We start from the raw sequence: 25755 nt of genomic DNA, 5'->3' as shown, positions 1-25755 counted from the left end.
AAAGAGAAAAACGTGCAGCATGAGGCCGAAGTTCTTCATCAGAAAAAATTAGTGCTGGAAAACATCAAAGCTCAGGAAGAAGAAAGAAAGAGAATTGCAGTAATGATTCATGATGATATCGGAAACCGTCTCAATATTCTTTCTTTATGGTTGAATAATCTTGATACCCAGGGTGATGAGCTTATTAAAAAAAATATCTACGGCCAGATGTCTTCCCTGATTGATGCCGCAAGAAGTATCTCCCATTCATTGTACCCTGTAAATCTGGAATCGGTAGGATTGGTTTTATACGTTGAAGAATTAATAGCCAACCTTTCCCATAAAATTAATATTTCCCTGCAGGTAATGCCGGGATATGAAAAGAAAGATCTTTTCGCAGAAGTTCAGCTGTACCGGATTATTCAGGAATTTACCACGAATGTAATTAAGCATTCAGATGCAGCAGATCTTTGGATCTATATTAAAGATTATCCTGAAAATACGGCTGTCATTATTTCTGATAACGGACAGGGTTTTGAATACGAAGAAGTAAAAAAAGGTATGGGAATTAAAAATATAGAATCCCGTATCAAATCAATGAACGCAACACACAAATGGAAAAAAACTTATTCAAATAAAGGAAGTCGTTTAATCATAAAAATTCCAAAATATCATGAGTTCCCAAATCAAACTAGCACTGATTGATGATGAACAGCTGATCCTCGAAGGGGTAAAAATGTTGCTGTCCAATGAAAAAAATATATCGGTATGCCTTACTGCAGATAACGGCCCCGATTTTATAGATGACCTCGGAAAACTTTCAAAAAATGAATTTCCTGATATTGCCCTTGTAGATGTTCAGATGAAACCTATGAACGGTTTTGAACTGGTAGAAATCCTGAAAGAAAAATATCCTGACCTTAAAATCATTATCCTTTCATCCCATTATAAAACCTCTATTCTCGGATATATGGTCAAATTGGGAGTGTCGGCATTTCTTCCCAAAAACTCAAACAAAAAAACATTTATTGATGCCATCACAATGGTTGATAAAAATGGAGTTTTCTTTACAGCAGAAGACCATCAGATGCTGTTTACCTATATGAACGGTTCTGCTAAGAAAAATTCTCTTTTTGAAACAGAAGATGAGCTGTCTGAAAGAGAAAAGGACGTGGTAAAACTGATCTGCCAGGAATTTACCAATAACGAAATAGGAGAAAAACTCTTTATAAGCCCCCGAACCGTAGAAAGCCACAGGCAGCGTATTTTGGAGAAGATAGGAGCGAAAAATACAGTAGGAATAGTGATTTATGCTATTATTAACAATATTTATTCCCTTGAAAAAATGTAATCCGATTCCGTAGAAATACGGAATTTTTTATTTGGTACTTTTCACTCTACCTAACCTTGTTTTTCTTCTGTTATTTTGAAATGTCTCTTTTAGGGATTTTATTTGAAAAAAACACAAACAAGATCTGTAATAAAAAATTAAAGTAAAAACATGAATGGCAGTAGAGTGATTTCCGTCGGGATTTTCTTTGACGGTACAGGAAATAATGGAGTAAATATTCTTTCACCAGATAAACCGCTGAACAACAATGAAAGTTATTATGGTACATTCACCAATATCTATAAATTATACAGTTTATTTATTGGAGATGAAAAAATATATATCGAAGGAATTGGAACCGTAACGGGAAGTGAAGATAATAATTTTGCGATGGCAACATGTGCAAATCCACCTTATAGCAACGGATATTCTTCCGATGATAAACTTCAGAAAGCCGGGGATTTTGTGCAGCAGATTATCCATGATCATACAAAAGAATATCAATTTTATATCTACGGATTTGGAAGAGGAGGGATGTTAGCAAGAACTTTCTGCAACCAGCTTTTAACGTATTATTCTCTGGGAAATTGCAGCGTAAAATTTTTGGGAGTTTTTGATACGGTAGAATCCAAACCTTTTAATACTTATAATCTGAATATCCCTGCTCAGGTAGAGAATGCCTTGCATATCTGTGCAGTTAATGAGAGTCGGTTTTTCTTTCCGCTTACCGGATTTTTTGATAACTCAAAAATAATGGAAGATCAGAAATCGGAAAATACGTCTTACGTTTGGAAAGAAATCTTTGTGCCCGGTGATCATGCAGATATCGGAGGAGGATACCTTGAAGGGCCGCAGTCTGTTTATATTTCTACAGACTTTATCAATATTGATGATCTGCATCATTATGTTTCAGATATCAGGAATGAAAAAACCAATGCTGAAGGCAATAAAATATGGAATGCTCTGCTTTCCGGATATGAAGTTGAGACTGCCAATGGTCTTTCACAGGCATATGTGTGCCGGGATAAGGTATACAATGACCTTTCAAAAGTATATGGAAAACTAATGCTTGAAGAAACCAATGCTAAAATATCCATTTTCAGTACAGAAAACGATGCATACTTTGGAACAGATTATAATAAGCATCCTTTTCTCAATCGTTTTTATATCAAAATAAAAGAATATATAAAAGATCTTTCTCCGGTTAAAAAGCCAATCTATGATTTTGGGAAATTTGCAGATTATACCCATATTTCAGCAAATTTCGGGTTATATAGCAACAGTTTTCAGAAAAGATCACAGCGGGAAATTACTATTGAATTGATTAATAATGGATTAAATGTCTCCAGCAGTACTTCCGTTGACCCAACCACCCGGACAAGGCTTTCTGTAGAACTTCATTTGCCGGAAGACAGTTTTGTTGCAGATTTTCTTTATGGAACCAGTGTTCCCAATAATGATGTTTGGGATCGTTCCATTTTAAAAACACCGGCAGCCATCACATTAAATCAAATTAAGAATTAGTGGTAACGCTTCTCAGTTTTAAATTTAGGTTAGGGGACATCATTTTAGATGTTCCCTTTTTTTATAAGTTTATGATTATCAATAAGTAAAATCACTGAATTTTAAATTTGGTATTTTATACGGTATTTTTTGGATGTTAAATCTCGTTACTTTGAATTGTTCATTTCGCGAAGCTTCAAAATATAATAGGAACAAAGGCGCATTCTGAAAAGCCTAATATCAAAAGAGTAAGAACACCAAAGATTAAAACAATGGAAAAGACACTCATTCAAAGACCAGGAACTAGAATGTTCTCAATTAACTTTGATTTTAGTTCAGGAGAACAGAACCAAATTTTACAATATCTGCAGGCAAGTGCTTATAGGTTAATGGGATACAAAGGGGCAACAGGTACGAACCAGATTACTTCAGGAGTACCGGCTTGGTTTGCTATTGATTATAGCAATATGTTTGGCATGGTGGATATTGATTATGAACCAGAATATAAAGTATATGTTTTCAATAAATCAATGATTGCTCCCAATACGACAATTCAAATGCAGGCATTATCGCAGGAAATACCTTTAGGGACAGCTGTAAGTTTCCATCCGGATGGCTCATTTTCTATTAGGGGGACAGCTCCCGCAGGAGTAATCACGGTAAGAAATGAAAGACCTTTAGGTACTCCAGATCTCACAATAGGACTTGCCGCAAGAGTAGATGGACAATTTTTACCCTTTTGTGCATTTACTTCTAATGCCCAGGGACAGGTGAGTATGGAGCCTAATGAAAATATAGTTTTATTTGCTGCTCAGACAAATATGACACCAGGGGCTGTTACCGGCTATACAACAAATCCAGGGTGTCATTTTATGTTCAGTGCTAAAAATACAGATTATGATTTACAGATGATTCAGGGAACATATGGTATTACAAATGCACCAAGAGGAGCTTTCGTGGACAAAGTATCTTCAGGACAATCTTTGAGAGAGCTTCTCAATAGATAAAATAATTTTATATCAATCACCAAAAACAAAATAATTATGAAAGTTTCAGAATGGCTTAAAAAAGCAAACAAACTTCTAGATACTTGTGAATATCAAATCAGTATTAAAAATGGGAGTAAACCCATTACAATGTCTGAAGCTAAGACTTTGAATGAATTGCAGGTTGCAATAGGATCCAACCACGGGATCAAACAGGTAAAATATAAAGAAGCAGAAGCAACCCTTGTAGAAATGATTGCTATGGTGGAAGCAGGCCAGAAAACTCCACCGCTTACTCCGGGATAAGACCTTATAAAATCAATTCATATTCAAAAGAAAGCTGTCCGTTTTGGATAGCTTTTTTTATTTCTGGGCTATTCATTTCTTTTTCCGTATTTTTGCACCCGAAAATTCATTATTCATTACTAATTATTAATTAAGATGCTTTCGGTTCAAAGTTTAGGATTACATCATTCAGGAAATTATTTATTTCAAAATGTCAATTTTACCATCAAAAAAGATGATAAAGTTGGCCTCGTAGGAAAAAATGGAGCGGGGAAATCCACTTTATTGAAAATGTTGTCCGGAGAAATCAATTTCTACGAAGGAGAGGTTGTGACAGAAGGAAGTGTTACCATTGGTTTCCTGAAGCAGGATCTTGATTTTGTAAAAGGAAGAACCGTTTGGGCTGAAACAATGCAGGCCTTTGAGCAGATCAATGCATGGAAAGATGAGCTTGAAGAAGTGAATCACCAGATGACGGTAAGAACAGATTACGAAAGTGATTCCTATACAGATTTGATTAATAAAATGACTGAGCTGAATGACCTTTTAATGAACCACGATGCCTACAATCTTGAAGGTGACATGGAAAAAGTGTTATTTGGTTTAGGATTTAAAGCAGACGATTTTCAGAAAATCACCGATGAATTTTCCGGAGGATGGAGAATGAGAATCGAATTGGCAAAATTACTTCTTCAAAAGAATGATATTATGCTTCTCGATGAGCCTACCAACCACCTGGATATGGAATCCATCATCTGGCTTGAAAACTTTTTAAAAGACTATCCTGGAGCCATTGTTCTGGTAAGTCACGATAAACAGTTTATGACAGCGGTTTGTAACCGTACTTTTGATATCAACAACAAAAAAGTTGACGACTATAAAGCCAACTATTCTAAATATCTTGTCATGAGAGAAGATCGCCGTGAAAAGCTGATTCAGGCTAAAAAGAATCAGGATGCGGAGATCAAGCAGATGGAAGATAATATTAATAAGTTCCGTGCAAGTGCTACAAAAGCATCTTTTGCGCAGTCACTTATTAAGAAATTAGATAAAATAGAACGTATCGAGGTTGATAATGAAGACGTTTCAAAATTCAATATCCGTTTCGTACAGTCTATGGTTCCGGGGAAAGTAATTTTTGAAGCAATAAATCTTGGAAAAGCTTACGGGCAGAAACAAATCTTTGATGATGTAGATTTCATCGTTCAGAGAGGAGACAGGATTGCTTTGCTGGGACAAAACGGACAAGGGAAAACAACTTTAGCTAAAATTTTAGCAGGAGATATCAAAGATTATTCAGGAGCCTGGAATCTTGGACATAACGTCAATATCGGATACTTCGCACAGAATCAGGAAGAGGTTTTAACACCTAATAAAACGGTTCTTGAAGAAGCCGAAGATGCGGCAACGGAAGAGACAAGACCTAGAGTAAGAGATTTATTAGGATCTTTCCTTTTCCAGGGAGATGCGGTTACTAAGAAAACAAAAGTGCTTTCCGGAGGAGAGAGAAACCGTCTGGCACTTTGTAAACTGTTACTTCGCCCTTTCAATACGTTGATCATGGACGAACCTACCAACCACCTGGATATTCAGTCTAAGGAAATTATTAAGCTTGCCCTGCAAAACTTTGAAGGTACTTTAATTGTCATCTCGCACGACAGGGAATTCCTTCAGGGACTTTGTGATAAGATCTATGAATTCCGTGACGGGAAAATGAAAGAATTCCTTGGAGACATCAATGAATATCTTGAATACAGACAAAAGGAAACCATCAGAGAGATTTCTGCAGAAAAAGCTAAACTTCATCAGGAAGTAAAGGTAGAACCTAAGAAAGTGGAAGAAAAACCGGCTGCTAGCAGTCAATCTTCAAATATCGTTAGCAAAGAGCAGAAAAACATTCAGAATAAAATCAAGAAAGTAGAAGAGAGAATTTCCGAACTCGAAACAAAAATAGAGGAAATGGAAGCTTCTTTTGCTAAAGAAAATCCTTCGGATGAAACCTTAGAAAAATACAATAAAACTAAGGAAGACCTGGATACAGCTTTGCAGGAGTGGGAATATCTTGGTACCCAACTTGATTAAATAAAATAAAAATGCTTCATCAATTAAAAGTGATGAAGCATTTTTTTTGTAACAATATCCTGCGCATTTCTACTTATTACTCATAGTCATCAAGTAATTTAATAAAAGTTTAAGGAAACAATTAAATTATTTTCATAATTTTGAACCATGATTTTTAAAGAAAGCAGAAACCTGAAGAGTTTTATCTCCAAGCTATTGTTTGGAGTATATTTCCTCGCGCTGCTTTCTCAAAGCTTTCACCATCACGATGCTGTAGATTATTTTAAGGCTTTCAATCTTAAAAAAGTAGAGAATACGGTGACGAAAGCAGTTACTAAAGAGAAAGCTGGCGACTGTCTGGCCTGCCACTTTTTGGTTACCGGACATACATTAGCTCCTGAAGAATTCAGTTTTACTTTTGAGCATTACAGCCATGAAGTAAAACAAATCATCGCCATCCAGGAGAAAATCTGGTCACAGACCAAATTCACTTTTCAGCTTCGGGGACCTCCCGCAATTTCATAATTCATAGATTCTATAGGGTTTAAAGTTTAATACTTTAAAGTTCAATGTTTAATGCTTTAAATTCAATGTTTAAAGTTTAAGGTTTAAAGTTGTTGGAAAACAACGGATAGTTTGTAATTGATATTTAATAACAGCTTCTGACTTCTCATTAGGCATTTTACTTTTTACATTGTACAACGTACATTTTACAATTAAACTAACCCTTCCCACAAATTTTAACGAAAAATGTACCCTGTTGAAAAGGGTACGCAATCAATCTATTTACAATGAAATTGATATATTGCCTGCTGCTGATCTTTTGCGGATCAGTATTTATAAGCGCACAAAAAACCTATACTGTAGAAGGAACCGTTCAGGATTTTCACGACAAGAGCTTACTGGAAAATGCTGTGATTAAAATCGGAAACTTTACAGCTAAAACCAATAAGAAAGGTAAATTTTCTTTTGACAAAATTCCTGCAGGAAAGTATACACTCATTGCTCAACATCCTGATTGCGATGATTATACTGAAAATATAGGAGTTGATCAGGACGTTCAGCTGGTTATTACGCTGGAACATCATGTCAAAGATATTGAAACGGTTACCATACATGGGAATCATAAAAATAATGGTTCTTTGGTGGTTAAAACAGTCAATAAATCTGATATTGAGAAAAATTCTACCGATAATCTTGGAAACTTATTATCTAAAATTTCAGGGGTTACGGCTTTGAAAACCGGAAATAATATTTCAAAACCAGTCATTCACGGGCTTTATGGAAGCCGTATCAGCATTCTGAATAATGGGGTACGTCTTGCTGAGCAGGAATGGGGGGTAGAACATGCACCAAATGTGGATATCAATAATTTTCAGCATATCGACGTAATCAAAGGTGCTTCTGCGTTGAAATATGGAAGCGATGCTATTGGTGGAGTCGTGGTAATGGAGCCGGAAGTTTTCCCTAAAAAAGATACCATCAAAGGTTCAGTAGGACTTACCGGAATTTCCAATGGAAGAGGTCTTGGACTGGATGTGGATGTTGCCAAAGTCTGGAAAAACGGATGGGCGGTGAAATCCGGCGGGAGTATAAAAAAACTGGGTGACCAGAGTGCCCCTAACTATAATCTGAAAAATACAGGGATGGATTTCTCGTCCTTCAATTTTACTGTTCAGAATAATACTTATGAAAGAGGAATCTCTTTTGATTATTATCTTACCAATCAGAATATTGGGATCTTAAGAGACTCACATGTTTCAACTTCTGAGGATTATGATAGAGCAATGACTGCAAATCCTCCAATATATTCAGGTAAATTCAGTTATGATATTGATAATCCAAGACAGGTTATTGAGCATCATATTGCAAAAGTTTCCGCTTTTAAAAGATTTGAAAATATAGGAAAGTTGTCTGCAACATATAGTTATCAGTATAACCATAGACAGGAATATGATATCAGAAGAGGGGAATTGAGTGATACTCCTTCACTGGATCTGGAACTCATGACACATCAGTTTAATCTTAATGATTTATTAGAACGAGAAAAATGGTCTTTAGAAACCGGAATTGATGCAGGTTTTCAAAATAATTATTCGGATCCGGCAACCAAAGCAAGACGTCTGATCCCGAATTATGATAAATATTCTGCCGGTGCCTATTCCGTTTTCAAATATAAAATTTCACCTGAATTCAACTTTGAGGCAGGAGCGAGATATGATTTTACCCGTTATGATGTCACCAAATGGTATGATAAAAGTGACTGGGAGAAATCATATGCGGATATTTATCCACAATTTTATGTGAAAACAGATCAGAACAGAGTACTTACACGTCCTCAGCTTAATTATAACAACGTTTCTTTCAATGCAGGTTTGGAATACCGCCCGAATGCTAATTTTGATCTTAAGTTTAATTATGCAAAAGTGGGAAGATCTCCGAATGTTGCTGAACTATTTTCAGACGGGCTGCATCATTCTGCGGGGGTGATCGAAACCGGAGATATGAGACTGAAAAACGAGCAGGGACACCAGTTTAATTTAAATATAGACTCAAGGTTCAATGTTCTGAAAGGCTTGAATGTTTCCGTAAACCCTTATTTTTTCATCACTAAAAATTTCATTAATGAAATTCCGGTGGGGATCAAAGGAACTATCAGAGGAGTATTCCCGGAATGGGTGTATCAGCAGATTGATGCGAAAATGTACGGAGTGGATCTGGATATCAGCTGGAAACTTACGGATGACCTGACTTATATCGGAAAAGGAAGTTATGTATATGGACAGGACGATACCCACAATGAACCTTTGATCTTAATGATGCCTCCTAATTTTTCCAATGCATTGCAGTTCAAAAAACAGAAATGGAATAATTTCTATTTCACTGTTGAAAATCAAACATTTGTAAAGCAAACCAGATTTCCGATTCGTAATGCGCCGCTGGAGCTTTATGTAAATGGCGAGCTGGTGGATAAGGAAATCGATTTCAGTACTCCGCCCAACGGATATTCACTTTGGAATATCCAGACTGGAGTTAACATCAGCAAAAATCTTTCTGCAGGGCTTATCGTAAATAATCTTTTCAATACTTCGTACAGAGAATATCTAAACCGTTTGAGATTCTTTGCAGATGAGGCAGGAAGAAACTTTATTTTAAACTTTAGATACAGATTCTAAAGATTTTAAACAACTATTCAATCAAAATTTTACAATTTAAAATTCTTAAAAATGAAAAAACTATTCAATACTAAAAATATCATCAAATTATTAGCCGTTTTATTTATTACTGTTACTGCTGTTACCTCTTGCCAGAGAAATGGTTCTGCAGAAGAAGATGATCTTCCTCAGGAAGAACTTACCAATATTCTTCTGTTGGTGACAGATGATGCAGCCGGGACTACTCAGACTTATGATTACAGTATCGGAGCAGGAGGAACACCTACGATTCCGCTTACAAACGGTAAGACATATACTGTTCAGGCAAAATTCAAAAATGGAAATGAAGATGCTACTCAGGAAATTATTGATGCTAAAAATGAACACTTTTTAATTTTCGATTTTCCAAAATCTAATATTACGGTAGAAAGAGTAGATGGAAGCGATCTAAGAAGTGACGGAAAGAGAGTAGGATTAAGAACCAAATGGACCGTAGTAAAAGCTGTTGACGGGACGGATCCATTCTTAAAATTAACACTTATTCACTCTCCTCAAAGTGTAAATGATGCTAAATCAGGAACTGCCTGGGGTAGTGTAGTAGGAGGAGAAACTGATGCTGAGGCAAAATACAACCTAAGTAATTAGGATAATTAATCTTGTTTGGACCACCGGAAATCTCCGGTGGTTTTTTATTTAACAATATTTGGCGTTATAAGTTGATTTTAAATGGGTATTTTTCATAAAAAATTCATATTTTTGCAACCTAAAATTTTAATCAATAATGAAGGTTACCGCACAAAACCATGATGACGTAAGTGCATTGCTTACAGTAACATTGGAAAAATCTGACTACAAAGAAAAAGTAGAGAAGCAGTTGATTAATTATGCTAAAAATGCGCAAGTTCCTGGATTCAGAAAAGGGAAAGTGCCTTTGAGTATGGTTAAAAAACAATATGAAGCAGGTATTGCATTTGAAGAAATCAACAGACAAGTTTCTGATGCTTTAAACAACTATGTTAATGAAAACAAATTAAGATTAGTTGGTCAGCCTGTTCCTCAGCCAGTAAACGAATTAGATTACAATGCTGATCAATTAGAAGTTGCTTTTGAAGTAGGATATGAGCCTGAATTCACTATAGATTTAGCTAAATATGAAGCGCCTCACTACAAAGTAGAAGCGTCTGACAAAGAAATCAGCAAGAGTATTGAAAACATGCAGAAGCGTTTTGCTGAGCAGGTTCCTCAAGATAAAATCACTAAAGATTCTTACATTGCTTTAGAAGTTTCTCAGGTTGTAGAAGAAGATGCTGAAGGAGAACACCACCACCACCCGAAAAACCTTACCATTACAGCTGAAAACAAAGAGGCTTTTAAATTGGTAAAAGGTTTGAAAATGGAAGGGTCTGTAAAAGTAACAAAAGAAACTCTTGCAGGTGACGAAGAATTAGCTAAAGAATTAGGATTCAGCAAAGAAGAAGTAGAACACCTACATCACAATGAATTAGAAGTAAAAGTAAAAGATTTCTATTCATTAAACTTAGCTGAACTTAACCAGGACTTATTCGACAAAGTATACGGAGAAGGAAACATCAAGACTGAAGAAGAGCTTAAAGATAAAGTAAAAACTGAATTAGATGAGTACTTCCAGCAAAATGCTGATGTTCACTTTGTGAATAAAGTATTAGAGCAGGTAACTGATAAAGAAGAAGTAAAACTTCCTGAATCATTCCTTGTGAAGTGGTTATTATTCTCTAACCAGAACATCCAGTCTGAAGATCAGGCTAAGGAAATTCTTGAAGCTGAGAAAAACCAATTGAGATATCAGATTATCGAAGGTAAATTGATGACTGAAAACGAAATCAACCTTGATTATGCTGATGTATTGGCTCAGGCTGAACAGTTGGTTAAAAACCAATTGGCAATCTACGGAATCCACCACCTGGGTGATGAAGAAATCCAAAAATATGCTGTTGAAATGTTGAAAGACCAAGAGCAGGTAAGACAAATTTCTTCTGAAGTAGCTATGGCTAAACTAAAAGATGTAATTCTTGAAAAAGCCAGCAAAAAAGAAACTAAAATTTCTCACGACGAATTTTTAGAAGAACTTAAGAAATAATTATACTCCGATATAAATATTTGAAAACCGTCAATTTTTTGACGGTTTTTTGTATTATATACCCATCCTAAAGATTAATCAATAATCATATTTACCATTCATCATTTATCAATTATCATTCATTACTAATTGCTCATCACTCATTATTTATTTGTATGTCCGCCAATATTCCTATATTTACTCTTTAAACTTTATTATAAATATGAAAAAGATCATCATTCCATTTTTCTGTGCTGTACTTTTTTCAGTACCGGCAGCAGCTCAGAAGAAAGGGGCTGCATCTGCTAAAACAGAAGCTGTAAAATCAAAACTTACCGCTAAAGAAGTTGTAGATAATTATTTCAAAGCTCTAGGAGGAAAAGATAAATTGGAGGCCGTAAAATCTACCATTACTGATAACATAGTTTCTGTGCAGGGAATGGAAATTCAAATGACTACTAAGAAATTAGGAAATAAATTCAAATCTGTACAATCGCTGATGGGGAAAGAAATGATTCAGCTTTTTGACGGTGAGAAAGGATACTTTGATCAGATGGGAACCAAAAAAGATATTCCTGCAGACAAGCTTGGCGAATTGAAAAAAGGAAAGCCAATTGATGCTTTAGCTTTTGATGCTTCTAATTTTCCAAATGTATCATCAGAAAAATTAGACGGAAAAGACTATAATGTATTGTCTTCGGATAAAGGAAAATTTTATTTTGATGCTGGAACCGGACTTTTGTATAAAACCAATGCAGGAGAAGGAAATGCTACCATTAAAAGCTACATGACCGTAGACGGAATACAGTTTCCTGCTGAAGTAGATGCTGAAGGTGGAGGTCAGAAAATGACGATTAAAACTACCAAAATTGTGATCAACTCCGGAGTTACGGATGCTGATTTTAAATAAAAAATCACTTTTTAAGATATTAAAACCGGGGATTGCCCGGTTTTTTAGTATAAATATGCGTAGATTCTGTAATGTACCCATATTAGAACAATAAGAAAACCGCAGATTCATCTGCGGTTTTTGTTATTTAATTCAAATCCTAATCGGTTAAGAACCATATTCTTTTTTCCATTCCTCAGCGGCTTCACTTAGAACATTATAGAATTCTTCTCCGTATTTTCTTGTCAATGGCGTTTTTAAAAACTTATAGACAGGAACCTGAAGTTCTTTTCCAAGTGTACATGCATCGCTGCATACATTCCATTCATGATAATTCAAAGCAGTGAATGCAGAATATTCTGTAACACGAATAGGGTACAGGTGGCAGGAAATTGGTTTCTGCCAGTCTACAGCACCATCCTCATATGCTTTTTCAATACCACATTTGGTAATTCCTTTTTCGTCAAACGTTACATAAGCACATTCGCGGTTCTCCACCATAGGAGTAACATACATTCCGTCGTGCGGATCAGTAGTCCATGTTCCCTGCTCTTCAAGGGCTTTGATGCCTTCCTGAGTAAGGTAAGGTTTTATTTTATCAAAAATACTGTCCAATATCTCAAGCTCGTTTTTGTCCAACGGAGCCCCTACATCTCCTTCCACACAACATGCACCTTTACATTTCGTAAGGTTGCAAACAAATTCTTCGGAAAAAATTTCCTCAGAAATCAATTTATCGTCTATCTGAATCATAATTTTTTAAAATAAATCAAAAACTGTACCTGCTTTAAAGGTCAGTAAACTAATAATAATAAGCCATACACTGGCTTCACGCATCCAATATTTGGGTAAAAATCTCATCATTCTGCTTAAGATAATACTTGAAGGAAATGCCAGAAGCAGCAGATATTCATAGCTCTTATTCATATACAGGATGATGGAAACAAGCTGTGCCATCGAAAAGACCAACAGGAAAGTATATTTATACCTGCTTATCGGGCTTTTCTTATTATAGTTTTTAAAATGGTCATATACCGCATAAATAAGCATCAGAACCACAGGAATCAGTGGCAGAAGCTCCGTATAATCCGTTACAGGTTTCATCTTTCCAAACGGGAAATAATCTATATTCCAGGAAGTGAACTGAACAAAATACATCACAGAGAAATAGCTGAAGGTAATCAGAACAATTCCCAGCAGGAATCTGAAAAGGTTCAAAGTGATTTTGGCAGAAGTAGCAATCACGTGAATGATCACAAAAACAGCCATTGGCCAGGTGGTAGGAAGGAAAATAAAGTTCAACGCCACAATAGATCCTACCAATACATACGACTTCTTTCTGATATCTTCATCCGCACTGGTGAGAAGAAGGATAAGAAAGGAGTTTGTAAGCAGTGAAACTGCAATTCCGATATCCAGATTTCCGGGATACAGCCCGAAAATAAAAAAAGTATATAAAAATAACGGAAGATGGGTCTGATAATTAAGGGCAATACTGTGAAAACAAAAATATCCCAAAGCAATTCCCAGAAAAGTTATTCCGGCAACAATAGCTTCGTAAGTGTTGAAATTCAGTATGTTAAATATTACGACTACTAAAAGAAGAAAACCAATATAAACAGGAATTGAAAAAATATTGCTTTCTTTTGAAAGTAATTTAAACATTTTTTATAAATTTGTACAAAGTTAATTTAAAAAAGGAAAATAATGACGTCTTTCTTTCTATTCTTAAGTAAAGTTTTCAAATGGACTTTCGGTTTCTTTGATACTTTCGGTAATGTTTTAAACTGGATTTTATTTGCAGTTTGCTGTGTATTATTTACTTATTGGTGCTATGTACTTGTAGTAACATTAGGTGGAGACAAAGATAAAGACTATTATTCTCCAACGGAAGGTAAGCATCCTTACTACGATCCGAATATCTACAAAAAAGAAGGTTAATTAATTGGTTATATAGTAAAAAACCGATCAAACAATATGTTTTGATCGGTTTTTTTATTACTAACGATTAAAATTTTCTTTTTCTTAGTCGTGAATTGGAAGTACCAGAACAGGAATACTTGAACTTTTCGTAATTCCTTTGGTTAAACTTCCCACGAATACATCATAAATTCCGCTTCTGCCATGTGATCCCATCACAATATAATCTGCATTTTTTTCCTTTGCATGCTCCAGAATGATATCTTTAGCAAGTCCTTGTTTTAAAAGGTGTTCACAATCGATATCATGAGCAATGATTCTTTGCTCAATTTTATTAAGCTGTACCAGCTCTTCTCTGATTTCATTGGCTTCAACTTCCGGGAAATATTGAAACCCCATATCACCAATAGCAAAACCAATATCTGATGGCGCTACATGAATCAGGTAAATTCTGCCGTTAAGCTGTTTTGCAAATTTTATGGCACCTTCCACCAATTGCTCTGTCTTGTCCCCAAAATCTACGGGTAATACAATATTTATCATAACCTCTATTTTGTTACCTAAAGATAGGGAAAATTTGTCAGACTCTGATGTTAAATACTTATAATATTCGGATATCAAGAATTTTTTCCTCTTCAAGATAAGCTTCCAGAATGTCATTTTCTTCCACTTTTCCAACCCCTTTTGGAGTTCCAGTGAAGATCAGGTCACCTACTCTTAGGGTAAAATACTGAGAAGCAAAGGCAATAATATCGTCAAAATTGAACATCATATCTTTTGTATTGCCCTCCTGAACCTTGTCTTTATTTTTTAACAATGAAAACTGAAGATTCTCAAGACTGAAACTGTCTTTTTTAAAGAAACTACTTACTACAGCAGAACCATCGAACCCTTTGGCAAGCTCCCATGGAAGCCCCTTTGATTTTAGCTCACTCTGAAGGTCTCTGGCTGTAAAATCTATTCCCAGACCTATTTCCTCATAATGTTTGTTTGCTGTTTCTTTCTGAATATATTTTCCTCCCTTTGAAATTTTCAATACCACTTCAAGTTCGTAGTGAATATCATTTGAAAATTCAGGAATATAAAAATCATTTCCCTTAAGAACCGCTGTATCCGGTTTCATAAAAATAACAGGATTCTCAGGAATTTCGTTTCCCAATTCTTTTGCGTGTTCGCTGTAGTTTCTTCCTATGCAGATGATCTTCATAATTCTTTTTTATTTTATTTATGCTTCGTCATTGCGAAAAACGGAGCAATCTTTTATCAGATGGGTAAAATGTATTAATTCTTATTGGTTAATGGGTAAATTCATTCCCGCAATAATAACATTTGAACTTATGACTCGTCAGAAATGAAATTCCAAAGAAGCTGGTGGCACTGTCATCCCTGTAAATATGATTGGAACCACATTTCGGACATACAAAATCAAACTCAGGATCTTCAATGGTATGTTCTACTTCCAGAGAATACTGTTCATTGTCCTTATAATCCTGTAATATCTGTTTGGCTTTTTCAAGATCTTCTTCAAAAACCTGAAGCTGTATGCCGCCTACTGCCTGTGACAGAAGCCAATCTGACTGAATGAGCTGCTCATTTGCAATGAAGCTGTTGATGCCGTTTTCAGCCAATATTTGTTTGTCCCTGTTAGCTTCAAGGGCAGTTTCATAAAATTTAAAACGAACCAGTTCAGACATGTTAAAACCTGCTTGAGAGTTGAATTTTTGTGAAAACCTTCTTTGTATACAACGGAAAGTCAGCGTTCTGAAGCCATCCGAAATATCCTAAATCTTTTTGGAATACTGCTTTCACTCCCTGACCTTTGTATTTTCCAAAGTTGAAAACTTCTTCCATTTTTTCATTATATCCGATGAATCCGGCAAGATCTGCATTCTTATTATGGAATGTAAATTCGCTTAGCGGTGCTATTTCATTCGGAATATCATTATATTTTCCTACCTGAGCATCCAGAACTTCAAAGGTTGCCATTACGTCAGCCTCTGCAGAATGGGCATTTTCCAATGTTTTTCCACAGTAAAACTGATAAGCTGCTCCTAAGTTTCTAGGTTCTTTCTTATGGAAAATAGTCTGTGCATCTACCAATCTGAATTTACTCAGATCAAAATCCATTCCTACTCTTAAAAGTTCTTCAGCCAAAAGCGGAACATCAAATCTGTTAGAATTGAATCCTCCCAAATCGCTTCCGGTAATCATTTCCATAATTTTAGAAGCAATATCTCTGAAGGTAGGCGCATCTTTTACATCCTCATCATAAATTCCGTGAATTTCGCTGCTTTCTTTAGGAATAAGCATTTCCGGGTTTACACGCCAGGTTTTACTTTCTCTGGAGGCATCGGGATTTACTTTTAAGATACAGATTTCAACAATTCTGTCTTTTCCGATGTTGGTTCCTGTTGTTTCAAGGTCAAAAATACAAAGTGGTTTATGAAGTTTTAAATTCATGTTGATCATTAATAGTTTGAAAATGTGTTTTACTTAAATAAGGAGATAAAAACCTTATTCTTTAGTTTCTATTTTAACTGTCCCTGAAAAACAAGAGACACTAATATATAATAAATAACAAGCATAGGAATTCCTACCACCTGAAACAAGGCAAGAATAGCAATACCTCCTACTAATAGTACGACTTTAGGATAGTTATCTTTCAATTGCTTGGATTTGAATTTCATTGCCATCATCTTAATCGGACTGATTAGAAGCCATGACGTAAGAAGAGTCAGTAAAATCAGCAATAGCTCATTATCGAATAAGAAGCTGAAATTTCCGCTTTCTTTAAATGCATAATAGAGACCAAACAGTAAAACAGTATTGGTAGGCGTATTCAATCCTTTAAAATAATAACGCTGCTCTTCATCAAGGTTGAAGATGGCAAGTCTCAGGCAGGAAAATACGGTAACAATTAATCCAAGATATTTGATTTCAAACGGAAAGTGCATTCCAAGAAGCTCAGCACCAAAGGGTTCAAGAGCTTTATACATAGTAAGTCCGGGAATGACTCCAAAACTTACCATATCTGCAAGAGAATCCAGCTGAAGTCCCAGATTGGAGTTTGATTTTAATGCTCTGGCTACAAAGCCATCAAAAAAATCGAAAATCGAAGAGAGAATAAGGCAGATTGCCGTAGTCTGATAATCTCCTAAAACTAGATGTATTGCCCCTATACAGCCTGCAAATAAGTTAGCCAGGGTTAAGGCATTGGCCAGATTATTCTTTATAAAATCCATAACCACAAAATTACAGTTTTTAAAAATTCTAACTCAAAATAATCTGCACTAAAAAATGCATTAAAGTGATTTTGATGTAAATTTGTTCCATGAAATTTTTAAAAGGATTGAGAAAACAGGAAGTTCTGGCATTAGTTTACAGGATTTTTTTAGCCTATGTTTTTTATCAGATTGCCAGATTTTTATTTTGGTATTTTAACAAAGATCTGATTAAAGTTGACTCTGTTTCAGAATATATAAAGCTGGCCTTCCATGGTACAGCTTTCGATACCACAGCTATTTTATATGTCAATGCATTGTTTATACTCCTTAGTTTATTGCCTTTGGTGATCAATACAAATAAAATATTTCAGAAAATTCTTTTCTGGCTGTATTTTATCACGAATGGGATTGCTTATGCCATGAATTTCGGGGATTTTATTTACTATAAATTCTCACAGGCAAGGCTTACCTCTGCAGTATTTCAGGTGGCTGAACATGAATCCAACGTTTCCCAAACGCTGATGATTTCAGTAGGAGAGCATCCTTTTGTGCTGATTTGGTTTATTGTTTTAATGGGATTATGGGTTTTTCTTTACAAAAGAGTAAAAGTAGAAGATATTAAACCTGTGAAACTAGTTCCTTATTTTATTACGTCCATTATTACTTTGTGTATCACAGCAGTTTTGGTGGTAGGAGGAATCAGAGGGGATTTCAAACACAGTACAAGACCTATTAACATGGTAGATGCAACTCGTTTTGTAACGAATCCATTACAAGGAAATATGGTACTCAACAGTACATTCTCCTTTTTCAGGACTTTAAATACCAATAATTTTAAGGAAGTTCATTTCGTAGATGAAAAATATATTGAAGAAAATGTACAGCCTTATAAAGTGTATGACAGAAAAGTTGAAAACCGTCCCAATATTGTCATCTTCATTGTAGAATCTTTTGGAAGAGAATATTCCGGAGCGTTTAATAAAGATAAAAATATTAAAGATTACGTTTCTTACACTCCGTTTATGGATAGCCTGGCTGGCCAAAGTCTTATTTTTCCCAATACTTTTGCGAATGGAAGACAGTCAATTCATGGGATGAGCAGTGTGTTGGCCGGAATTCCGAGTCTTACTGATGCCTTTACCGGATCACCTTATTCCAATCAAAAAATTCAGTCTATTGTCTCTGTTTGTAATGATCTGGGATATGATACTTCTTTTTACCATGGGGCCCCGAATGGTTCTATGGGATTTCTTGGATTTGGAAATATTTTAGGATTTAAGCATTATTTCGGAAAAACAGAATACAATCATGATGAAGACTTTGATGGAATGTGGGCGATATGGGATGAACCTTTCCTTCAGTATTTTGCTAAAAATGTCGGGAAGAAACAGCCTTTCATGACCACTGTGTTTACCGCTTCATCACATCATCCTTTTAAAGTACCTGAAAAATATAACGGCAAATTTAAAAAAGGGAAGATTGAAATACATGAGCCGATGCAGTACACGGATTATGCAATCAAAAAATATTTTGAAACTGCTAAAAAGCAGCCCTGGTATAACAATACGATCTTTGTTTTCACTGGAGATCATACGAATCAGGTGTATTATCCGGAATACGAAAGAGCGATGAACCGTTATGCTGTTCCATTGGTTTTCTATTCTCCGAATCCTGCTTATCAGCTGAAAGGAGTCAGTCAGGAAATAGCACAGCAGGCAGATATATATCCTACATTGGCAGATCTTATCGGATATAATAAGCCTATCAGAAGCTGGGGAAGAAGTTTGGTGAGTGATAAGAAATACCCTTTTATAGTGGTAAATTCAGATGGAAGTACAGATCAGTTCATGATCGGGAATTATATTTACCGTTTTGACGGAAAAGAAATTATCGGAGTATATAATCAATCTGATCTGAGTCTTGAGAAAAACCTTATAAATGAGGTTAAAAACCCTGAAGTAGAACAAGGAAAACAGACTGCAAAAGCCTGGTACCAGGATTATATGGATAGAGTAATTAACAGGAAACTGAATTAAGATAAAGGAAGATGTGCTAAACAGTAGTAGGTAATCAGCCTTTGTAGTCCTATTATCTACCTTTTATAAGCTCTTTATGCTTTGTATAATAAAAGTTTTTGTTTGTTGAAAATTAATTTATATTTTTATCAATACGTAGATAAGAATATTGTATAAAAATTAAAACTATAAGAAATATGAAAAAAATATTGTTAACGTTCGCGCTTTCTCTATGCGGTGTACTTACATTTGCACAGATAGAAGGCAAGTGGAAGACAATTGATGATGAGACAAAACAGGCAAAATCTATTGTTGAAGTGTACAAAAAATCAGACGGTAAATACTATGGAAAAGTTTCCCAACTGTTGATAAAACCAGCTGATCCAAACTGTACAGCTTGTAAGGATGACAGAAAAGGAAAACCTATTTTAGGACTAGAGATCATCAGAGGACTGAAAAAAGATGGTGATGAATTCACAGGAGGAACAATTACCGATCCTAAAACAGGGAAAACGTACAAGTGTACTATTACAAGAAGCGGAGATAAGCTGAATGTAAGAGGGTACTTAGGATTATCTCTATTAGGAAGAACCCAGGTTTGGGAAAAAATGAATTAATTTAAGTTTAGATAGAATTTTAAATGACATCTCAGAAATGAGGTGTCATTTTTTGTATATAGAGAATGTATAGGAATTTTTCAGGACCTTATAAAAAATTACAAAGAACTGAGTTTACAGGAGAAAAATCAGTTTTAAATAAAATTAATAAAAGACTTCTCATTCAAATGAAGAGTGTTTTTATTATGTGTATAATAAAAAAACACTATTTTTGTAGTCTAAATTTTTCGAATAAATATGGCAGAATATACTTTTCGTGAGGTAATTGCACAGGCAATGAGCGAGGAAATGCGTAAAGACGAATCCATCTTTTTAATGGGGGAGGAAGTTGCAGAATACAATGGTGCTTATAAAGCTTCAAAAGGAATGCTGGATGAGTTTGGCCCTAAAAGAGTAATCGATACCCCAATTGCAGAACTAGGTTTTACAGGAATTGCTGTGGGTGCTGCGATGAATGGTAACAGACCCATTGTAGAGTATATGACATTCAATTTCTCATTGGTAGGAATTGATCAGATTATCAATAATGCTGCAAAAATCCGTCAGATGAGTGGTGGACAATGGAACTGTCCAATTGTTTTCCGTGGACCTACGGCTTCTGCAGGACAATTAGGAGCTACCCATTCTCAGGCTTTTGAAAACTGGTTTGCAAACATTCCTGGCCTTAAAGTAGTGGTTCCTTCAAACCCTTACGATGCGAAGGGGTTGTTGAAAACCGCAATTCAGGATAATGACCCGGTTATTTTCATGGAATCTGAGCAGATGTATGGAGATAAAATGGAAATTCCTGAAGAAGAATACTACTTACCATTAGGAAAAGCAGATATCAAGAGAGAAGGTACAGACGTTACTTTGGTTTCTTTTGGAAAGATCATGAAGCTGGCTTTACAGGCTGCTGAAGATATGGCTAAAGAAGGAATCTCTGTAGAGGTTATTGACCTTAGAACAGTTCGTCCTCTTGATTTTGATACCATTCTGGCATCAGTGAAGAAAACAAATAGATTGGTTATTTTAGAAGAAGCTTGGCCATTTGCTTCTATATCTTCTGAAATTACTTATATGGTACAGCAAAAAGCATTTGATTATTTAGATGCTCCTATCAAGAGAATTACTACTCCTGATGCACCTGCACCTTACTCTGCGGCATTGTTTGCAGAATGGTTCCCTAAGCTTGAAAAAGTAAAAGAGGAAATTAAAAAAGCGATGTACGTAAAATAGTTATAGAGAAAAACTTCCGAAAGGAAGTTTTTTCATTTATTATATTCATGAAGAAAAATTCTTGACGTCATAAAATTAGTATAAATTTGCGCCTTTAAAATAAATTAAGCTGATATGGCAGAAGTTACAGAAGATGGCTACCACTTCGACATAAAGAAACTTTCCTTTATTGGAGTTTTAGTGTCTCTAGGAATTGTTTTTGGAGATATTGGTACCTCTCCGCTTTACGTAATGAAAGCAATTGTGAATGCAAGATCCCAAGGGAGTAATATGCCTTTCAATGAATACATAGAAGGAGCCCTTTCCTGTATTATTTGGACACTTACCCTGCAGACCACAATAAAATATGTGATCATTGCTTTAAGAGCAGATAACAAAGGTGAAGGAGGTATTCTTGCTTTGTTTTCCCTAGTAAGAAACCTTAAGAAAGGATGGTTGTATCTCATTGCCATTGTAGGAGCTGCCGCTCTGATTGCAGACGGGGTAATTACACCATCGCTTACCGTAATGTCGGCTATTGAAGGTCTTGAAATTTATAATCCTCACACCCCTGTTGTTCCTATCACCATTGGAATTTTGATTGTCATTTTTGTGGTACAGCAATTCGGGACCAGCTTTATCGGGAAGTTTTTTGGTCCTGTAATGGTGGTTTGGTTCTTAGTATTAGGAGGTTTGGGAGTAATGCATTTGAGTGAGAATTTTGAGATATTAAGATCTTTCAATCCTTACTATGCTTACAAACTTATTGTCAACTCACCAAGTGCAATTGTTATTTTAGGTGCTGTTTTCCTTTGTACAACAGGAGCAGAAGCACTTTATTCAGACTTAGGACACTGTGGTGCAAAAAATATCAGAGTAAGCTGGGGATTTGTTAAAGTAATGCTTATTCTAAACTATCTTGGACAGGGAGCATGGCTTTTGACCAATTACAACAAACCTGGATTTTCTGTAGTAAACCCATTCTTTGGAATTATGGAAGAGTGGATGATTATCCCTGGAGTAATTTTAGCAACAGCTGCCGCAATTATTGCCAGCCAGGCATTGATTACAGGTTCTTTCACCATATTCTCAGAAGCAATGTCTCTTAACCTATGGCCAAATCAAAAAATTGATTATCCTTCCGGAGTTAAAGGACAGATGTATATCCCAAGAATTAACTGGGGACTTCTTATTCTGTGTATTATTGTCGTTCTGCACTTCAGGGAATCCGGAAAAATGGAAGCCGCGTATGGACTTTCCATTACAGTTACGATGCTGATGACAACAATCCTTTTGGTGTTCTGGCTATTAAAACAAAGAGTGAGCAAAATATTGATTTTATTTTTTGCATTTGTTTATATGGCTATTGAACTTGGTTTCTTCAGCGCCAATATTATCAAATTCATGGAAGGAGGTTGGATTACCGTTGTATTGGCTGGTTCTATCGGACTTTCTATGTATGCATGGTATAACGGACGATTGATTAAAACAAGATTTATCCAGTTTGTGAAAATTGAAAAATACGTGTCTATCCTTAAAGACATGAAGCTGGATGAAACCATCCCGAAATATGCTACAAACCTGGCTTATCTGAGCAGAGCAAAAAGAAACGATGAAGTAGAATCAAAAATCATTTACTCCATCATCAAGAAACAGCCGAAAAGAGCAGATCATTACTTTATCCTGAGTATTGTAAACCAGGAAGATCCATATACTTTCAAATATACAGTAGACGAAATTCTTCCGGGAACAGTATATAAAATCAACTTCCTTTTAGGATTTAAAGTAGACCGAAGAATTAATGATTATTTCAATATGGTTCTTAAAGATTTAATGGCTGATGGAACCATTCCTTCAAGAAGCAGTCACCCTTCTTTAAGATCTCATGAGATACCGCCGGATCTTAAATATGTAATCATAGATAATACATATATCAACGATATCCTTTTAACTGTTAAACAAAAGATTATTCTTAACATTTATAACTTTGTGAAGTATATCGGAAGTGATGACTTTAAGGCTTGGGGAGTATCTTCTCATAACGTTGAAGTAGAATCTGCACCTATTACTGAACTTACCGTTTATGATAATAAGATTGAGCAATCGGGATACTTCCGTCACAACTCTTAACCTTCTGGCGTTTAACAATACTATCTATTTAAATAAAATTCAATAAATTTGTAGATAATTTTTTTAATGGATACAGTACAAAAAGAAAAAAATATAGCTTTGATCAAGGATGTTTTGAGAAACTACTTATTAGAAAAAGGGTTCAGAAACACACCTGAAAGATATACGATATTAGAAGAGATTTATAATATGGATCATCACTTCAACGTTGATGATCTGTATCTTCTGATGATGCAGAAGAAATATCATGTTTCCAAAGCAACAATTTACAACACTATTGAAATTTTCCTTGATGCAGGCTTGATCCGTAAGCATCAGTTCGGAGAAAAGACATTGACCTCTTCATCTTATGAGAAGTCTTATTTTGATAAACAGCATGACCATTTGGTGATCTACAAAAAAGACTCCGATAAAGAAATTGAAGAAATTATTGAATTCTGTGACCCAAGAATCCAAGGAATCAAAGAAGCCATTGAAGAAGCATTTGGCGTAAAAATTGATTCTCATTCGCTATATTTCTATGGCACTAAGAATGACTAATTAATGAGAATAATCCTTTTTCTGCTAATCTTTATTTCTACGCTAAACTTTGCGCAGGATAAAACACCTGTGAAGAGAGATCCCTATTTGCAGCCTCCTTCACAAGCTCAGCCCAAACAGATGAGACCTGAAGATAAGGTAAAGATCATCCACGCTGATGAAATTAAGAAAGACCCTGAAAAATACGACGGGAATCAATACTTTACCGGTCATGTTCAGATTGAACACCAAGGCTCCATCCTTACAGCAGATGAAGTTGTTCTGTACAATGAAGAAAACTTTGTAAAAGCAATAGGCAATACAAGACTTCAAAATACAGACGGCTCTGTAATCACAGCAGGAGAAATGGAATATGATGCCAATACCCAAAAAGGTGTTGCCAGAAAAAATGTGGTCTTAACCGATCCAAAACAAACAATAAAAACAGATATTCTGTATTATGACAGGCTGGCTAATCAGGCTTATTTTAATACAGGGGGAACAATTTCTGACGGGCAGAATGTAACCTACGCCAAAGTAGGAACTTACTTCCTCAATACAAGAGTCGTAGACCTTACGGGAAATGTAAAAATTGAAACTCCTCAATATATCATTGAAGGCCCGAACATCAAGCAGAATCAGAATACAAAAATTGCTGATTTTAATGGCCCTACAACCATTACCAGCAAAACCAATCCCCGAAACAGAATTTATACGGAAAGAGGAACTTATAAAATGGATTCCAAGGAGGCTTATCTAACCAAAAACTCTAGGATCTTTTATAACGAGAAAATCCTTACCGGTGATGATATGTATTACAATCAGATTTCAGGATTTGGTAAAGCAACCGGAAATGTAACCCTTGATGATCCCAAAGAAAGAAGGTATATAAAAGGAGGCTACGGAGAAATTTTTGAGAAAAAAGACTCTGCAATGATGACGAAAAATCCGTATGCCGTAAAAGTGATGGAAAAAGACTCCATTTATTTTGCATCAGAAAAAATTATCTCTTATCAAAGACCGGATTCATTAGATATTAAAGTTAAGAAAAGCTATTTAAGAGCATTCAAAAAAGCCCGTATCTATAAATCCAATGCACAGGGAAGAGCAGACTCTATTGCTTTCAATGAAACAGATGGGGTGATGCATATGTATACAAACCCAATTCTGTGGAGCGGTGAAAAACAGGTAACCGGTGATAAAGTAGAAGCTTACTTTAATACCAAGACAGAAGATATAGACTCCTTAAAAGTAATAGGAAATGCCTTTGCTATCAGTAAAGTGGATTCACTGAACCTGAAAGACGAGTTCAATCAGGTGAAAGGAAAATTCATGACGGTTTACTATGAGAAAAATGATATTAAAGAAGCAAGAGTAGTAGGAAATGCCCAGTCTATTGTTTATGTAGATGATACCGATCAGGAAACCAAAAAACCGGAAAGAATAGGAATTACCCTTTCTACCTGCGGAATTATCGGAGCATTGTTTGAAGAAAGAGCCCTGCAGATTATTTCATGTAGTATTGGAGCAAATTCAGACACCTATCCGATGAGTAAAATAGAACCTGCACGAAGGAAGTTTCCCGATTTTAACTGGAATACCAAAGACCGGATCCGGAAATGGCAGGATATTTTGGTAGACACCCCAAATAACGAAGAAATACAGTATACCGCCGATAACGAACTCTTCGATAAAGCACAGAAAGCTATTGATGACGAAAAAGCCAAAGAAGAAGCTAAAAAACCGAAACGAACAAGAAAATAATATAAAAGACCAGTACTCGCTGGTCTTTTTTGTGGATTAATTTTACCCTTTAATGAATCTTTTATAGCTTTGCTGAAATTTTGGAG

General features: G+C 35.5%; 25 protein-coding genes. 18 read left to right on the top strand and 7 right to left on the bottom strand.

Translation table 11 applies throughout. The features are described from left to right. Positions 1–12: 12 nt before the first annotated feature. The 11 genes from FW780_RS09840 (at position 13) to FW780_RS09790 (ending at position 12304) form a co-directional block, all read left to right on the top strand. Positions 13–684, top strand: a complete 672-nt coding sequence (locus FW780_RS09840) for a sensor histidine kinase (protein ID WP_241676879.1) — start codon at positions 13–15, stop codon at positions 682–684. Next, positions 653–1330, top strand: coding sequence for a response regulator transcription factor (locus FW780_RS09835; RefSeq protein ID WP_149833417.1), 678 nt, complete (start codon positions 653–655; stop codon positions 1328–1330). Before FW780_RS09840 ends, FW780_RS09835 begins: the two co-directional genes overlap by 32 nt. A 150-nt stretch (positions 1331–1480) precedes the next feature. Further along, positions 1481–2833: a T6SS phospholipase effector Tle1-like catalytic domain-containing protein gene (locus tag FW780_RS09830; RefSeq protein WP_149833416.1), complete on the top strand. Its 1353-nt coding sequence runs from the start codon at positions 1481–1483 to the stop codon at positions 2831–2833. A gap of 251 nt (positions 2834–3084) precedes the next feature. Then, on the top strand, positions 3085–3819 hold the full coding sequence (locus FW780_RS09825) for a hypothetical protein (protein WP_149833415.1): 735 nt from the start codon (positions 3085–3087) through the stop codon (positions 3817–3819). A gap of 36 nt (positions 3820–3855) precedes the next feature. Next, positions 3856–4104 (top strand): hypothetical protein, encoded by a 249-nt coding sequence (locus tag FW780_RS09820; protein WP_077419135.1) that lies wholly within the window; start codon positions 3856–3858, stop codon positions 4102–4104. A 135-nt stretch (positions 4105–4239) separates the two neighbouring features. After that, on the top strand, positions 4240–6165 hold the full coding sequence (locus FW780_RS09815) for an ABC-F family ATP-binding cassette domain-containing protein (protein WP_149833414.1): 1926 nt from the start codon (positions 4240–4242) through the stop codon (positions 6163–6165). 147 nt (positions 6166–6312) lie between these two features. Then, a complete protein-coding gene (locus FW780_RS09810; RefSeq protein ID WP_167510672.1) occupies positions 6313–6669 on the top strand; it encodes a hypothetical protein in 357 nt (118 codons plus the stop codon). Between the two features lie 266 nt (positions 6670–6935). Further along, the gene (locus FW780_RS09805) at positions 6936–9320 is read left to right on the top strand and encodes a TonB-dependent receptor (protein ID WP_149833413.1); all 2385 of its coding nucleotides are present in this window, start codon (positions 6936–6938) and stop codon (positions 9318–9320) included. Positions 9321–9371: 51 nt separating this feature from the next. Then, positions 9372–9944 carry a hypothetical protein gene (locus tag FW780_RS09800; RefSeq protein WP_149833412.1) on the top strand — a complete coding sequence of 191 codons (573 nt, stop codon included), beginning with the start codon at positions 9372–9374 and terminating at the stop codon, positions 9942–9944. 136 nt (positions 9945–10080) lie between these two features. After that, entirely contained in the window at positions 10081–11415 is a 1335-nt protein-coding gene (locus FW780_RS09795; RefSeq protein ID WP_149833411.1) for a trigger factor, read from the top strand. Positions 11416–11617: 202 nt separating this feature from the next. Next, the gene (locus FW780_RS09790) at positions 11618–12304 is read left to right on the top strand and encodes a hypothetical protein (RefSeq protein ID WP_149833410.1); all 687 of its coding nucleotides are present in this window, start codon (positions 11618–11620) and stop codon (positions 12302–12304) included. Between the two features lie 147 nt (positions 12305–12451). On the opposite strand, the gene FW780_RS09785 is transcribed toward FW780_RS09790, so the two are convergent. Together FW780_RS09785 and FW780_RS09780 are read right to left on the bottom strand one after the other, a co-directional pair. Next, on the bottom strand, positions 12452–13036 hold the full coding sequence (locus FW780_RS09785) for a DUF3109 family protein (RefSeq protein WP_149833409.1): 585 nt from the start codon (positions 13034–13036) through the stop codon (positions 12452–12454). A gap of 6 nt (positions 13037–13042) precedes the next feature. Then, on the bottom strand, positions 13043–13948 hold the full coding sequence (locus FW780_RS09780) for a DUF6427 family protein (protein WP_047378892.1): 906 nt from the start codon (positions 13946–13948) through the stop codon (positions 13043–13045). Positions 13949–13990: 42 nt separating this feature from the next. On the opposite strand from FW780_RS09780, the gene FW780_RS09775 reads away from it, so the two are divergent. Next, positions 13991–14224: a DUF6341 family protein gene (locus FW780_RS09775; protein ID WP_149833408.1), complete on the top strand. Its 234-nt coding sequence runs from the start codon at positions 13991–13993 to the stop codon at positions 14222–14224. Positions 14225–14308: 84 nt separating this feature from the next. Here the strand turns inward: FW780_RS09775 and FW780_RS09770 are convergent, their stop codons facing one another. The 5 genes from FW780_RS09770 to FW780_RS09750 form a co-directional block, all read right to left on the bottom strand. After that, positions 14309–14746 (bottom strand): universal stress protein, encoded by a 438-nt coding sequence (locus FW780_RS09770; protein WP_149833407.1) that lies wholly within the window; start codon positions 14744–14746, stop codon positions 14309–14311. A gap of 58 nt (positions 14747–14804) precedes the next feature. Further along, positions 14805–15410, bottom strand: coding sequence for a fumarylacetoacetate hydrolase family protein (locus FW780_RS09765; protein ID WP_149833406.1), 606 nt, complete (start codon positions 15408–15410; stop codon positions 14805–14807). Positions 15411–15498: 88 nt separating this feature from the next. Further along, positions 15499–15897 (bottom strand): putative signal transducing protein, encoded by a 399-nt coding sequence (locus tag FW780_RS09760; RefSeq protein WP_149833405.1) that lies wholly within the window; start codon positions 15895–15897, stop codon positions 15499–15501. 1 nt (position 15898) lies between these two features. After that, positions 15899–16663, bottom strand: a complete 765-nt coding sequence (locus FW780_RS09755; RefSeq protein ID WP_149833404.1) for a 3'-5' exonuclease — start codon at positions 16661–16663, stop codon at positions 15899–15901. Between the two features lie 68 nt (positions 16664–16731). Further along, complete coding sequence (locus FW780_RS09750) at positions 16732–17445, bottom strand: CDP-alcohol phosphatidyltransferase family protein (RefSeq protein WP_149833403.1); 714 nt, start codon at positions 17443–17445, stop codon at positions 16732–16734. A gap of 89 nt (positions 17446–17534) precedes the next feature. Between FW780_RS09750 and FW780_RS09745 the strand changes: the two genes are divergently transcribed. From FW780_RS09745 to FW780_RS09720, 6 genes are all read left to right on the top strand, one after another. Continuing rightward, positions 17535–19463 (top strand): LTA synthase family protein, encoded by a 1929-nt coding sequence (locus FW780_RS09745; RefSeq protein ID WP_149833402.1) that lies wholly within the window; start codon positions 17535–17537, stop codon positions 19461–19463. Between the two features lie 176 nt (positions 19464–19639). Beyond that, a complete protein-coding gene (locus FW780_RS09740) occupies positions 19640–20059 on the top strand; it encodes a DUF2147 domain-containing protein (protein ID WP_149833401.1) in 420 nt (139 codons plus the stop codon). A gap of 237 nt (positions 20060–20296) precedes the next feature. Next, entirely contained in the window at positions 20297–21277 is a 981-nt protein-coding gene (locus tag FW780_RS09735) for a pyruvate dehydrogenase complex E1 component subunit beta (protein ID WP_047378880.1), read from the top strand. Between the two features lie 114 nt (positions 21278–21391). Beyond that, a complete protein-coding gene (locus tag FW780_RS09730; protein WP_047378879.1) occupies positions 21392–23386 on the top strand; it encodes a KUP/HAK/KT family potassium transporter in 1995 nt (664 codons plus the stop codon). Between the two features lie 66 nt (positions 23387–23452). Further along, a complete protein-coding gene (locus tag FW780_RS09725; RefSeq protein WP_027374694.1) occupies positions 23453–23926 on the top strand; it encodes a Fur family transcriptional regulator in 474 nt (157 codons plus the stop codon). Positions 23927–23929: 3 nt separating this feature from the next. After that, positions 23930–25669: an OstA-like protein gene (locus tag FW780_RS09720; RefSeq protein WP_149833400.1), complete on the top strand. Its 1740-nt coding sequence runs from the start codon at positions 23930–23932 to the stop codon at positions 25667–25669. Positions 25670–25755: the final 86 nt, after the last annotated feature.

This window comes from Chryseobacterium sediminis, from assembly GCF_008386505.1.
Taxonomy (GTDB): Bacteria; Bacteroidota; Bacteroidia; order Flavobacteriales; family Weeksellaceae; genus Chryseobacterium; species Chryseobacterium sediminis.
Note: the sequence above shows the minus strand (reverse complement) of the source record. Positions and strands in the feature narration are given on the sequence as shown.